The organism is Gilliamella sp. ESL1225 (genome assembly GCF_058502635.1).
Genome location: NZ_CP196358.1, coordinates 2,041,582 through 2,055,129, shown reverse-complemented (window position 1 = coordinate 2,055,129; position 13,548 = coordinate 2,041,582). Strand labels below are relative to the sequence as shown.

14 protein-coding genes and 1 pseudogene are annotated in these 13,548 nt (G+C 33.2%); 7 read left to right on the top strand and 8 right to left on the bottom strand.

Annotated elements, in window-relative coordinates:
• Window positions 1–27 precede the first annotated feature (27 nt).
• The 3 genes from ACSYSW_RS09420 to ubiA all read left to right on the top strand — a co-directional run bounded on the left by ACSYSW_RS09420 (window position 28) and on the right by ubiA (window position 1,826).
• A complete protein-coding gene (locus ACSYSW_RS09420) occupies window positions 28–240 on the top strand; it encodes a hypothetical protein (RefSeq protein WP_491705301.1) in 213 nt (70 codons plus the stop codon).
• Between the two features lie 42 nt (window positions 241–282).
• Entirely contained in the window at window positions 283–888 is a 606-nt protein-coding gene (locus ACSYSW_RS09415) for a TorD/DmsD family molecular chaperone (protein WP_491705302.1), read from the top strand.
• A 107-nt stretch (window positions 889–995) separates the two neighbouring features.
• Complete coding sequence (gene ubiA, locus ACSYSW_RS09410; protein WP_491705303.1) at window positions 996–1,826, top strand: 4-hydroxybenzoate octaprenyltransferase; 831 nt, start codon at window positions 996–998, stop codon at window positions 1,824–1,826.
• A 49-nt stretch (window positions 1,827–1,875) separates the two neighbouring features.
• Here ubiA and folP read toward each other — a convergent pair whose 3' ends face one another.
• From folP to rlmE, 3 genes and pseudogenes are all read right to left on the bottom strand, one after another.
• On the bottom strand, window positions 1,876–2,709 hold the full coding sequence (gene folP / locus ACSYSW_RS09405; RefSeq protein WP_491705304.1) for a dihydropteroate synthase: 834 nt from the start codon (window positions 2,707–2,709) through the stop codon (window positions 1,876–1,878).
• A 220-nt stretch (window positions 2,710–2,929) separates the two neighbouring features.
• Window positions 2,930–4,741: pseudogene (gene ftsH, locus ACSYSW_RS09400) on the bottom strand (ATP-dependent zinc metalloprotease FtsH); the annotation flags it as partial.
• Between the two features lie 277 nt (window positions 4,742–5,018).
• Window positions 5,019–5,690 carry a 23S rRNA (uridine(2552)-2'-O)-methyltransferase RlmE gene (rlmE, locus tag ACSYSW_RS09395; RefSeq protein WP_491705305.1) on the bottom strand — a complete coding sequence of 224 codons (672 nt, stop codon included), beginning with the start codon at window positions 5,688–5,690 and terminating at the stop codon, window positions 5,019–5,021.
• Between the two features lie 175 nt (window positions 5,691–5,865).
• Here rlmE and yhbY point away from each other — a divergent pair, with 175 nt between their 5' ends.
• Entirely contained in the window at window positions 5,866–6,162 is a 297-nt protein-coding gene (gene yhbY / locus ACSYSW_RS09390) for a ribosome assembly RNA-binding protein YhbY (RefSeq protein ID WP_491705306.1), read from the top strand.
• 166 nt (window positions 6,163–6,328) lie between these two features.
• Here the strand turns inward: yhbY and greA are convergent, their stop codons facing one another.
• The gene (gene greA, locus ACSYSW_RS09385; RefSeq protein ID WP_491705307.1) at window positions 6,329–6,805 is read right to left on the bottom strand and encodes a transcription elongation factor GreA; all 477 of its coding nucleotides are present in this window, start codon (window positions 6,803–6,805) and stop codon (window positions 6,329–6,331) included.
• A 246-nt stretch (window positions 6,806–7,051) separates the two neighbouring features.
• Between greA and ACSYSW_RS09380 the strand changes: the two genes are divergently transcribed.
• The 3 genes from ACSYSW_RS09380 to hslO are packed head-to-tail and all read left to right on the top strand — an operon-like array spanning window position 7,052 to window position 9,891.
• Window positions 7,052–8,623 carry a hypothetical protein gene (locus ACSYSW_RS09380; RefSeq protein WP_491705308.1) on the top strand — a complete coding sequence of 524 codons (1,572 nt, stop codon included), beginning with the start codon at window positions 7,052–7,054 and terminating at the stop codon, window positions 8,621–8,623.
• Between the two features lie 9 nt (window positions 8,624–8,632).
• On the top strand, window positions 8,633–9,031 hold the full coding sequence (hslR, locus tag ACSYSW_RS09375) for a ribosome-associated heat shock protein Hsp15 (RefSeq protein WP_491705309.1): 399 nt from the start codon (window positions 8,633–8,635) through the stop codon (window positions 9,029–9,031).
• A complete protein-coding gene (hslO, locus tag ACSYSW_RS09370; RefSeq protein ID WP_491705310.1) occupies window positions 9,031–9,891 on the top strand; it encodes an Hsp33 family molecular chaperone HslO in 861 nt (286 codons plus the stop codon). The genes hslR and hslO overlap by 1 nt, the downstream gene beginning before the upstream one ends.
• 7 nt (window positions 9,892–9,898) lie before the next feature.
• On the opposite strand, the gene tsaA is transcribed toward hslO, so the two are convergent.
• From tsaA to metN, 4 genes are all read right to left on the bottom strand, one after another.
• Window positions 9,899–10,609 (bottom strand): tRNA (N6-threonylcarbamoyladenosine(37)-N6)-methyltransferase TrmO, encoded by a 711-nt coding sequence (gene tsaA / locus ACSYSW_RS09365; RefSeq protein ID WP_491705311.1) that lies wholly within the window; start codon window positions 10,607–10,609, stop codon window positions 9,899–9,901.
• Between the two features lie 184 nt (window positions 10,610–10,793).
• Window positions 10,794–11,663, bottom strand: a complete 870-nt coding sequence (locus ACSYSW_RS09360) for a MetQ/NlpA family ABC transporter substrate-binding protein (RefSeq protein ID WP_491706043.1) — start codon at window positions 11,661–11,663, stop codon at window positions 10,794–10,796.
• A gap of 8 nt (window positions 11,664–11,671) precedes the next feature.
• Window positions 11,672–12,310 carry a methionine ABC transporter permease gene (locus ACSYSW_RS09355; protein WP_491706044.1) on the bottom strand — a complete coding sequence of 213 codons (639 nt, stop codon included), beginning with the start codon at window positions 12,308–12,310 and terminating at the stop codon, window positions 11,672–11,674.
• Window positions 12,311–12,422: 112 nt separating this feature from the next.
• Window positions 12,423–13,454: a methionine ABC transporter ATP-binding protein MetN gene (metN, locus tag ACSYSW_RS09350; protein ID WP_491705312.1), complete on the bottom strand. Its 1,032-nt coding sequence runs from the start codon at window positions 13,452–13,454 to the stop codon at window positions 12,423–12,425.
• Window positions 13,455–13,548 lie beyond the last annotated feature (94 nt).

Sequence of the window (13,548 nt, the reverse complement as noted above, 5' to 3'; positions counted from 1 at the left end):
TTTTTAATCGGGCTTGCGATAGAGCTTATGAAAGATGATGAAGTGGATAAATGGTTAACTCGTTGTCGCTTTGGCAAAGCACAACATAAAGAGAGTCGTGATTATGATGACCGTTATTTGAGCTTAAAACAAGAAGAATTCGCGTTAACAGACCTAATTAATGAATATTATTTGGGGGTCAAAAAGGAGCAGGTAAAAGGCACGGCGCCGATCATTGTAAAAGGTAATGAAGATAATTAAAAAAACGGGGGCATTTATGCCTCATTTTAAATAAGGAATACTATGCCATACACAAATTTTAATATAGAAGATGATAAAATGTATTATGCTCAAACCGCCATATACCACCTTGCCAAATTACTTAGTCCTTTTTTTTATTATCCACCACAGTCGGCTATTACCCGGTCTCTAATCCCTACATTATTACACCTTGACCAATTACCTATTTGGCAAGATGCAAAATCCATTAAAGAAAATTGTCAAATATTAAGACAGAGCCTTGATCATCCTGAATTAGCTTATCATTTTTCACTCTTATTTGAAGGGCAGGGGAAGATGGAGGTACCACCTTGGGGATCATATTATCTCGATAATGAGCAATTACTTATGGGAGCTTCACTGGGGCGTTACCGACAATTTTTACAAACTCAACAATTACAGTTATCAACCGGGCAAAATGAGCCGGAAGATCAGTTCGGGCTTATGTTGATGGCATATGTATTTTTAGTTGAGCAAAATAACGTATCGGCAGCTCAACAATTATTGACTGAACATTTATTGACTTGGGCATTTAATTATCTTGATAAATTAAAGTGCAATTCGATTAGCCCTTTTTATCAAGCACTTGCATCAATTACGTTACAATTTTTGTTATTACTACAATGTTAATATTTTAGTCTTTAAAGCGACAATAAGTAGGATGTTTATCTACTGTCATTGCTTCTTTAATATCAATCAGTATAATCATGATTAATGTTTTTTAACCGAATTTATGAATGATGTTAGCTTATTTACGTCTGATGCGATTAGATAAACCTATCGGTACCTTATTATTACTTTGGCCAACGTTATGGGCACTTTGTTTAACTGGTAATCAATCTATTTATATTACGGTGGTGTTAATTGCTGGCGTTTTTATCATGCGCTCTGCGGGTTGTGTGGTTAATGATTTGGCAGATAGAGATTTTGATGGGCATGTGGAAAGAACTAAGAATCGTCCTTTAGCAACGGGTCAGTTATCTGTAAAAAAAGCACTTTATACATTAATGGTATTACTTAGTTTATCACTATTATTAGTGCTTACCTTAAACCCTTTATGTTGGTTAATTGCTATTGCGGCTTTAATGACAGCATTAAGCTATCCGTTTATGAAACGCTATACCCATTTACCTCAATTAATATTAGGTATTGCATTTAGTTGGGGGATCCCAATGGCTTATGCCGCAACGATTGAGTCTTTTCCTCTCACTTGTTGGCTACTTTTTGTGATTAATATCTGTTGGACGATTGCTTATGATACTGAATATGCCATGGTTGATAGGCAAGATGATTTAAAAATAGGTATTAAATCAACCGCTATTTTATTTGGAAAATACGATAAGTTGATGATTGGTATATTCCAAGTGATCGCTTTATTGGGCTTATTTTTACTTGCTTGTTTAAAATCGCTATCGGTGATTTATTATATTGCTGTAGTCTGTACTTTATTGTTTTTTATTTATCAACAATGGTTAATTAAAAATCGCGTTAGGAGCCATTGCTTTAAGGCTTTTTTAAATAATAATTATGTAGGATTTTGTCTGTTTATCGGTATACTTTTTTCTTAGCTAAGTTTAAGTCGATTGTTAAAGGGTTAATAATCTTAACCCTTTAATATTATCGTTCTGCTTGGGTTGCTTGCACTATTCTTAATGCATCAAAGGTTTCTTTTACATCGTGTACGCGAATGATGTTCGCTCCTTTCATCGCTGCAATAACGGCAGTAGTTACGCTTCCAATCATTCTGTCTTGCGGGGAAACATTTAATACTTGCCCAATCATGGATTTACGTGACATGCCAACCAATAAGGGCAAATTAAAATGTTGAAAATAGTCTAAATGGGCAAGTAATCGATAATTGTGATTTAAATTTTTACCAAAACCAAAACCGGGATCTAAAAGGAGTTTGTCGAGTGCAATGCCCGCATTTATACAGCTTGTTATACGCTCCTTTAAAAATTGGTCGACTTCTTGAATAATATCTTGTTGGTAGTTAGGATTACTCTGCATTGTTTTTGGATCGCCTTGCATGTGCATTAAACAAATAGGTAAACCGCTTTGCTGTGCTGCTTGCAGTGCACCTTCTTCTTGTAAGGCTCGGATATCGTTAATTAAATGAGCTCCTGCTTTTGCTGATTCAGTTATGACCTGAGCTTTAGAGGTATCAACCGAAATCCAAACTTCAAAATAAGAGGCTATCTTTTCAACAAGGGAGATGACTCGGTCTAGCTCTTCATTGACTGAGACATCACCTGCACCAGGTCTTGTCGATTCGCCGCCAATATCAATAAACGTTGCCCCAGCTTGCACCATATTGTCTACTCGACGTATTGCATCCTCAAGATTATTATATTTACCGCCGTCTGAAAATGAATCAGGCGTCATATTAACAATTCCCATAACTTGTGGAAAAGAAAGATCCATTACATGATGTTTAAAATGAATTTCCATACGGTTTATCCTTGTTAAGGCTTTATATTGGTTTAGGTGTTAATTTTATTCACATTATTAATGAAAAAAACGCGCTATATTAGCGCGTTTTTTAGGACTAAAATTAATTATCGGATTGATTATTATTTTCGTCATTTTCAGTCTGTTCGACTTTTTCAGCTTGGGTTTTCACATCTGTTTTAATATCAGTTTTAACTTCATCAGCTGCTTTTTCTTCTTTTTCACCCCAGCCATCTGGTGGTGTCACAGGGCGACGTTCAATTAATTCAGTGACTTGTTTTGCATGAATAGTTTCATATTTAATTAATGCATCTTTCATGGCATGTAACACATCAATATTATCGATTAAGATTTGTTTTGCTCGAGCATAATTACGATCGGTAATGCTTTTAATTTCTTCATCAATAATGCGGGAGGTTTCGTCTGAAATGTCTTTCGGACGTCCGTACGAATTATTATCATCCATTTCATAAAATAATGGACCTAATTTATCCGAAAATCCCCATTGGGTAACCATAGCGCGTGCAATTTTGGTTGCATGTTTAATATCGCTAGATGCTCCTGTTGATATTTTTTCTTCGCCATAAATTAACTCTTCCGCAATACGACCGCCATAAGTTGAAGCAATTTCACCTTCTAATTTTTCACGACTTTTACTCACTTCATCGTCTTTAGGAAGATAAAAAGTCACTCCTAATGCAGGTCCACGTGGGATAATTGTTACTTTGTGAATCGGATCGTGATCTGGCATTAAATGACCAATAATCGCATGACCGGCTTCATGATAAGCTGTTGAAACAAGGATTTCTTTTGCCATGGTTAACGAGCGTTTTTCGGTACCCATATAGATTTTATCGCGAGCTTCTTCAAAGTCTGTCATGTCAACTAGAGTTTTGTCACGGCGTGCTGCAAATAGCGCGGCTTCATTGACCAAATTAGCCAATTTTGCTCCTGAAAAACCAGGGGTGCCTCTTGCTAATAAAGCAATGTCGACATTTGGTGCTAAAGGGACTTTACGCACATGCACAGCCAAAATCTTTTCTCGGCTTTTTAAATCCGGTAAATCAATTTGAACTTGTCTATCAAAACGCCCCGGACGTAATAAAGCTGGATCTAAAATATCAGCCCGGTTGGTTGCGGCAATAACAATGATGCCACTATTTGCTTCAAAACCATCCATTTCAACTAACATTTGGTTTAGCGTTTGTTCGCGTTCATCATGCCCACCCATTGAACCTGCGCCACGTTTACGTCCGACGGCATCAATTTCATCGATAAAGATAATACAAGGTGAATGTTTACGAGCTTGGTCAAACAAATCACGCACACGAGATGCACCAACACCGACAAACATTTCTACAAAATCTGAACCTGAAATACTGAAGAACGGAACATTGGCTTCACCAGCAATGGCTTTAGCAAGTAGTGTTTTACCTGTTCCTGGTAGTCCTACCATTAAGATACCTTTTGGAATGTGACCACCTAATTTTTGGTATTTGGCTGGAGAACGTAAAAAATCAACAACTTCGGTTACTTCTTGTTTAGCTTCTTCACTACCAGCAACATCGGTAAATTTTGTTTTCACTTGATCAGCAGTTAGCATTTTAGCTTTACTTTTACCGACTGCCATTGGTCCACCTTTTCCACCGCCTTGCATTTGGCGCATAATAAAGAACCAAAATCCAATAAGTAATAAAATAGGAAACCATGAGATCAAGATATTCATTAATAAGCTGGGTTTTTCATCGGGCGAGCCAAAAACACGGACTTTGTTTATGACTAAATCATCAATGAGCTTATCGTCAAAATAAGGGATATAGGTAACGTAACTGCCGTTATTTTTAGTTTTGGCAACTATTTCACGTCCATTAATTCGAACTTCATCAACTTTTTGATTAACTACGTCAGAATTAAACTGCGTATAATTGACTTGAGGTTCATTATTGGATATTGAACTAAAGTGATTAACAATAGTTATTAATACCACAGCAATTATACCCCAGATGAGTAAATTCTTTACCATTTCGTTCAAAAGAAAAACCTCTCATAGATAAATAATGCTAAGACTAAAATAAAAAAAGTAATGGTACTACAAATTTATATCGCTTTCTACCTACTATCTCAATTTGAAATAGAATAATAAGATTACTTTTATTATTTATCCATTAGCTAAAATCCAATTAATATTAACTAAATGTTTTTTTATAGATTAATTAATTGATAAGTGATTATAAAAACACACTATAGTATGCGATAATTTGCTTTTATTAATCATTTAATACACTTAATTTTATTGCTATTTTTATTGTTTATTCCTGTTCATCGATATTAATCATTGCATCTTCTTTTTTGTATGGTTTCATTCCGGTAGCTACAATATAAACTTCTCGAGATCTTGCCCTTGAAGCTTCAGGTTTGCGGATTTTAACGGTTTTGAAAAGACGGCGAACTTCTTTAAGATAATCTTCAAATCCGGCACCTTGAAAGACTTTTACAATAAAGCTGCCATTGACCGCAAGCACGTCTTTACACATATCTAAAGCAAGCTCTACTAGATACATAGCTCGAGGAATGTCAACTGCAGGTTGCCCACTCATATTAGGAGCCATATCAGACATGACAACTTGTACTTTATCCGCACCAACACGTTCTAAAAGCGTGTGTAAAACAGCTTCGTCACGAAAATCCCCTTGTAAAAAATCTACACCAACTATGGGATCCATAGGCAATAAATCACAAGCGATAATACGTCCTTTATTACCAATTAATTTGGCAACATATTGTGACCACCCCCCCGGAGCTGCGCCAAGGTCGACGACAGTAATATCGGGTTTAAATAATTTATCACTTTGTTGTATTTCGTCTAGTTTAAACCAAGCCCGTGATCGTAGTCCTTTTTTTTGGGCTTCTTTCACAAAACGATCTTTAAAATGTTCATTAAGCCACCTTGTCGAACTTGCTGAACGTTTTTTATTACTCACAGAGATTTATCCTTAATAGTTGACTCGTAATTTTAATTTGATTATCGAGTATAGCATCATAAGTTATGTCTTATTTATTTGGCTTTATAAGCCATCAAGGCAACTTAATGAAGTTGTTTAAAGGGATATATAAGGGTAGAATAGCAAAATTACAACTCAATGCGATAAAAAATTCATGAATTTATCTAATAAACAAAAACAATTTTTAAAAGGTGAAGCGCATCATTTAAAACCCATTGTTATGATTGGTGGAAATGGTTTTACTGAAGGTGTTTTGGCAGAAATTGAATCAGCCCTTAATACGCACGAATTACTCAAAATAAAAGTTTCTGCTGAAGATAGAGAAACTAAAAAACTGATTTGCGATGCAATTATTCGTGAAACCAGTGCGTTTCCTGTGCAACTAGTCGGCTCTATTTTTACTATTTACAGACCTACTGAAGATGGAAAAATAAATTTACCTAAATCCTAAATAATGACCAAGTAATATAAATAATAACGAATAACTTATACAGTTTTAGGTTGCAATAAAATGCAGGATTTTTAGTCCTGCATTTTATTGTTTTTTAAATGTGAATGATTAAATGAGAATCTTTGCCATTAATAGAAATTATTTTATAAATAATCTATTAATCAAATTAGATATATTCTACGTTAAGTATATCGAATTCCACATCGCCTCCCGGCGTTTTTATATGCACTGTATCGCCATCTTCTTTACCAATTAAACCACGAGCAATGGGTGAATTAATTGAAATAAGATTTTGCCGAAAATCGGCTTCATCATCACCGACAATTTTATACGTTGTTTCTTCTTCAGTTTCGACATTAATAACAGTAACAGTAACGCCAAATATAATTCTACCTGTATTGTTTACTTTAGTAATGTCAATAATTTGTGCTTGTGAAAGTTTGCTTTCGATCTCTAAAATACGACCTTCACAAAAACCTTGTTGTTCACGCGCAGCATGATATTCTGCATTTTCTTTTAAATCGCCGTGCGCTCTTGCTTCAGCTATGGCTGTTGTAATTTGTGGTCTTTTGACATTTTTTAATTCTTCAAGTTCGGCACGTAATAATTCTGCTCCCTTTACTGTCATTGGGATTTGGTTCATTTTTGTATCTCCTAGTTACAGCAAATTAAAAACAATCCCTCATCTATTAAGAGAGGGAAGTTAATAAGTTTTTTCAAAATCGCTTTCTGTCATATCTTAACTGCAAACGTAAGCTAATCACAAATCATTTATTTTTAAAGAGTGATATTTAGATTAAAATCAGTTATCTTAAAAGAATTGATCTTTATTTTATTAATATTTTAATCATTTATGCGGCAATTAAGATTTTATTTTATTACCTTCTTTATGATTGGCTGGATAGCCATTTTATTTATTTATTTTTTTATCCAAACAGCATATGGAGCAAAATTTGTCAGCCAGCAATTATCGAGCTATTGTTCATTGAAAATTTCGATAAAAGATATCCATCATTCACTGACAAATCCTTATGAAGTAACACTTTTTGATGTTTCCATTGCTGATAATAACAAATCCCTTATAAAGATCCCTAAATTAATTATTGGTTTAGATAAGCAAAATATATGGCAACTTGAACATTTTGATTATGTCATAGTAAATGATGCAATGATTAATAATGATTGGGTAAATCAACAGAGATTTTCGAGTAATTCATTAAATCTCATTAATAGTACCGTTAAATTAACCTTTGAAAATAACTCTAATCCTGTTTTATTAGAAAATGTTACAGGTAGAATTTACCCCTTTTCTATAAAAGATGAAGATTATCAATTTGATTTAACAGCACGTAAAGTCGTATTTAACGAGTTGAATGTTTTATCACTCATGTTGCAAGGCTTTAAAAAGAATGATGTTTTAAATATCACTAAGTTTGGTGGTAATATTAATGAAGGGTATTTTATAAGTAAATTTAAAATACTACCGGATAAAAGTTTTGATATTGATGAATTAAAATTAAGTAAGATTTATTTTCAAAGTTTTAATAATTTAATCAATCACGAGTCGGTTATATCACAATTACCCAAATTTAAATTACATAATTTTTCGATGTTTAATAGTAGCTTTCAGTTACCTTTTTTATTAGTCGAAAATGGTAATATTGATGCGACAAATATTACATTTGATCATTCACTACATTTTGATCACAGTGAAATTGTATTTAATGCCGATGCCGTAAAATTATATAATCATACTTTTAATACACCTCTTTTTAAAATTACGGCGAATAATGAGTCCATCAATATTGAAAAAGCCTTAATGAGTTGGAATAAAGGATTGATTAATTTTAACGGTCAATGGCAAGATAATCATTTACAGCTCGATAAAGTGTTAATCTCAAGCGTGGATTATGTTTTTGCAGATGATATAACTTTATCTTCATTTCCTATTTATTTGAATCAACTTTCAATCAATAAATTAATCATATTACCTAGCTTGTTAATTGGAATAAATGCAAATTATCCGTTTGTCTTTGAGCAATTAGAAGGCTCAGGTAATAATATTATGTTAATTAAGGATAATAAATTAGGTTTATACAATGGGAATTTAACGTTAAAAGCGAAAAAAAGCTCTTTGGCATCTATTGATTTTAATTACTCTGATATGAATATTAATGTTGAATCAGATAATAAAAAAATAGTTAAAGCAAGCTTATTAATTGACAAAGGTATGGTAGAAGCCGATGCGATATTAAATGCAGATATTAATAAATTCATGCCTTTAAATATTTATGCTTATAATGTTGATCCCAGTTTTCTTTCTAAATGGAAATTAATTAATCATCTCCCTTTAGTACGGAATTTTAATGTGCAATTATATAGTGACATTGGGCAATATGCTGAGAATGGTACTATTATAATAAATGGCGTTAATCATCCTATAAATGATCATCATCAATAGAGGATATTAATGAGCAATATTCGTTTAGATAAATGGCTTTGGGCAGCGCGATTTTATAAAACGCGTGCATTAGCACGCCAGATGATAGATGGGGGTAAAGTCCATTATAATGGGCAACGAGCTAAGCCAAGTAAAATAGTACAATTAGGCGATATAATACAATTACGACAAGGATATGATGTTAAAGAAGTCCAAATAAATTTTATTGCGGATAAAAGGGGCTCAGCAACGGAAGCACAAATTTTTTATCAAGAAACCCTTGATAGTATTGAAAAACGTGAACAAATTGCTAGATTACGAAAGTTAAATTCTCTATCAATGCCACATTCTGATAGAAGACCTGATAAAAAAGAAAGACGTAACCTAATTAAATTTAAACAAGATAGACAACAAGAGGGGCAAAATTAATGGATACATTAAATCGTTTTTTATTTGATAATCATCCTATCCGTGGTGAAGTCTGTCGCATTGAAGAAACATTGCAATCTATTTTGAATAATCATGATTATCCTGTTGCTGTTCAAAATTTATTAGGTGAATTATTAGTTATAACAAGCTTATTAACGGCAACGTTAAAATTTGATGGGGAGATAGCCGTTCAATTACAAGGTGATGGGCCGCTAACACTTGCAGTCATTAATGGCAATAATCACCAAGAATTACGTGGTGTTGCACGTATTAATGGCGATATTAATGAACAAGCTAGTTTAAAAGATATGGTTGGTAATGGTTATATTGTGATAACAATCACACCTAAACAAGGCGAGCCTTATCAAGGTATTGTTTCATTAGAAAAAGAAACGCTCATTGAGTGTATTGAAAATTATTTTGAACAATCTGAACAATTACCGACGCGCTTATTCATTAAAACGGGTCTATATGAAAGTAAACCTATAGCAGCAGGCATTTTATTGCAAGCTTTACCCAGTGAAGAAGATAACAGTGAATCCTTTGATCATTTAACAGCATTAACCGAAACGATTAGCCAACAAGAATTATTTTCTTTGCCAATAGATGAGATTTTATTTCGGCTTTATCATCAAGAAGATGTTCGCGTATTTGATACACAACCAATTACTTTTAAATGTGGTTGTTCTCATGAGCGTTTTGCTAATGCTCTACTTTCGTTACCGGTACAAGAAATTAATAATATACTGGCTGAAAAGGGTAAAATTGATATTCATTGTGATTACTGTGGTACAGATTATTCATTTGATTCAATCGATATCGCGCAGTTACGTAATAGTCAGAATAATACACTACACTAAATTATGTTTAGTTATCAGTTTCATTAATTTCGATAATAGTGGCATGACAATCAACAACTTGCCACTTAATATTAAAATGATAAAGTTTAATACCATAGACCTGTAGCGTAGTAAGGCGTTTTTTATAAGCAGGTCTTGGATCTTGAGCAATAACTTGCTGGATAAGTTCATATAAATCAGGAAAAGAAGGATTTTGCCTTATCATTTGTTGCGCTTGTTTTGAAAATTCCACGGTTAAAAGTTCATGAGGAATTGATTGCGCATAACCTGCTTTGGCATTGGGGTAGCAATCACTATAAGGTATATATGGTTTAATATCGACAATAGGTGTGCCATCAACTAAATCAACGCTACCTAATTTTAAAATAATTTGTTTATTTTTAGTTTCAATATCTAATAATTCTACTGCTGATAATCCAATATGATTCGGTCTAAAAGGTGATCGTGTTGCAAAAATGCCCATTGATTTATTTCCACCTAAACGTGGTGGTCGAACGGTCATACCCCATTTATTAGTATCGATTTTATCAAAAATAAATAATAACCATAAATGCGAAAATTGTGATAAACCTTTTACGCTATTAATATTATCGTAAGGAGGTAACAGTAATAATTCTCCTTGTCCTTTTGATACTAAATTAGGTTGTCTAGGTACGGCAAATTTTTCGCTATAAGGTGAACGGATCAAGCCGATAGGCGTTATTTGATAATTCTTCATAAATTTATTTGATTTGATAAGATAACTAGCTAAATCCCGTTTTATCGTTATAAATTATGTTTGCTATTACTTAATAAGGATTTAAATATTATTAAATCTAAAAAACAATAAAATCATATTGTTGTAATGATATCTGTTATCAACCATAAAATAGCGATAACAGATAAATTAATTTAAGCCTCAATTACCAGCCGCGAATAGCGCCGCCATGAAATACTTCAATGGCTTTTTGTTCAACAGCTTCCGTTTGGAATGCTTTAACAAAGTTTTTGACATCTTCATCATTTTGATTATCTTCACGCGCAACAATGATATTAACATAAGGCGAATCTTTATCTTCAACAAAAATTCCATCTTCACTCGGTGTTAATTCAATTTGACCGGCAAAAGCATTATTAATAATAGCTAAAGTTACCGTTTTATCATCTAGAGAGCGAGGTAACATAGGCGCTTCTAATTCAAGGATTTGAAAATTGTGGGGGTTTTCAGTAATATCGAGTGTCGTCGGTAATAGCCCTTTATTTGGATCAACTTTTATCATGCCTTCGTGTTGCATTAATAATAAAGTTCGACCTAAATTTGATGGATCATTGGGGATCGCAATTGTTGAATTATCAGGTATTAAATAATGATCACCACGAGGTGATGTGACTTGAACGCCTTTTTGATTTTCTTTCGTGTTATCTAAAGGTTTGAGTTTAAAAGAATAACCTGCAATCGGATAGACAAAAGAATGACCAACAATGGCTAATTTATAGCCACGTTCTTTGATTTGTTCATCTAAGAAAGGTTTGTGCTGAAATGCATTTACGTCAATCATTTTATCGTTTAAAGCCTGATTAGGTAAAACGTAATCGTTAAAAATAACTATTTCGACATCAAGATCATAAAGATCCTTAGCTTGTTGTTTAACAATTTCGGCGACTTCTTGTTCTGGACCAGAAATGACACCTAACTTAATAGATTTGGCTATTGCAGTATTTGCAAATGTTGTCAAAAAAATACTGCTTACTAGTGAGGTGATAAGGGTGATCTTTTTAAGTGACATAAATATCTCCTAGATTAGTTGTGTGTAACACGTTTAACTATTTTATTTCCAACAAGTTGAATGATAAAAACAATAATGATTAAAATAACCATAACGGTATTCATAATAGCGGGTTTATAGCCATTATATCCATATTGAATTGCTAGTTGACCAAGACCACCAGCCCCAACAACGCCAGCCATAGCAACATAACTTGTTAATGTAATAAGTGTTATTGTCATACTATTAACAATAACAGGTAATGATTCGGGAATTAATACTTTATAAATAATTTGTAATGATGTTGCTCCCATTGAACGTGAAGCTTCGATGAGTCCTTTTGGGACATCAAGTAATGCATTTTCAATCATCCTTGCAACTAAAGGAGATACACCGATACTGAGTGGGACAATCGCTGCAGTGCCAATAAAAGTACCTAATAAAAATTTTGTGAAAGGTATACACCATACAATTAGGATAATGAAAGGGATGGATCGAAATATATTTGTTATAAACGAAATGATTAAATACGCCAAACCTGATTCTAAAATATGACCAGAACGCGTGGCATATAATAAGATGCCAATTGGCAATCCAATGAGTGCTCCGAAAAAACTAGATAAAATTAGCATATAAATAGTTTGGTCTATAGCTTGCCCAATTTTAAAAATCATCGCTTGATTTAATCCATTAAATGAAGAACAAAAATGAATAAAATCAGACCAAAAACCAAAGTGAGATAAAAATGTTAACAACGAATAAAAAGGGGTAAATGATGGTAAAAAATCAAACATAACCTAAAACCTCGACCTTAGTATTATTTTTTTCTAAAAACTGGATTGCTAAATTACAATCAATTTTATTGCCGATTAATTCCGTTAACATCAAACCAAATTTAACGCCACCCGCATAATCCATTTGAGCACTAATAATATTAGATTCAATATTAAATTGTTTTGATATTTGTGAAAGCAGTGGAGAGTCAACAGAAACGCCGGAAAATTCTAATTTTACCAGCAGATTTTTCGATATTTCATCTTTTTTTGATAATCTTTTTAAATAGTCATCAGGGATATTGAGATGTAAAGTCGATTGAATAAATTGCCGAGCAATTTCAGTTTTTGCATTGGAAAACATTTCACCAACAGGTGATTGTTCAACAAGTGAACCATCGCTAATAACGGCAACTTTATCACAAATTTGTTTTACGACATCCATTTCATGCGTAATTAATAAAATGGTTAAATTCATTTTTTGATTGATGTCTTTTAATAAGGCTAAGATTGAACGTGTTGTTTCAGGATCTAAAGCGCTCGTTGCCTCATCACATAATAATACTTTCGGATCACTGGCTAAAGCCCGAGCAATGGCCACTCTTTGTTTTTGTCCACCTGATAAATTAGCCGGGTAAGCATCTGCTTTTTCATGTAAACCCACTAACTCAATCAGCTCATTAACTTTTTGTTTAATGACTTTTTTTGGTGTGTGACTTAGCTCAAGAGCAAAAGCAATATTATCAAATACCGTGCGTGATGAAAGGAGATTAAAATGTTGAAAGATCATACTAATTTTACGACGAATGGGTATCAACTGATTATTTGATAAATCTGTGATTTCTTGTCCATCAAAAAAAATCTTTCCACTAGTTGGTCTTTCTAATAGATTAACACAGCGAATAAGTGTACTCTTGCCTGCGCCTGATTTTCCAATAACGCCGTAAATCTGCCCTTGGGGAACATGAATATTAATATCTTTTAAGGCTAGGATTTCTTTTTTACCTTGCTTAAAGATTTTTGAAATGTGCTGCAGTCGTATCATAATAGTAAATATAAAGAAGAGATACATAAATATTAAGACGTCTAGACATCTAAGTCAATCATATTTATTAACTAAAAAAGAATTATCTACTTAA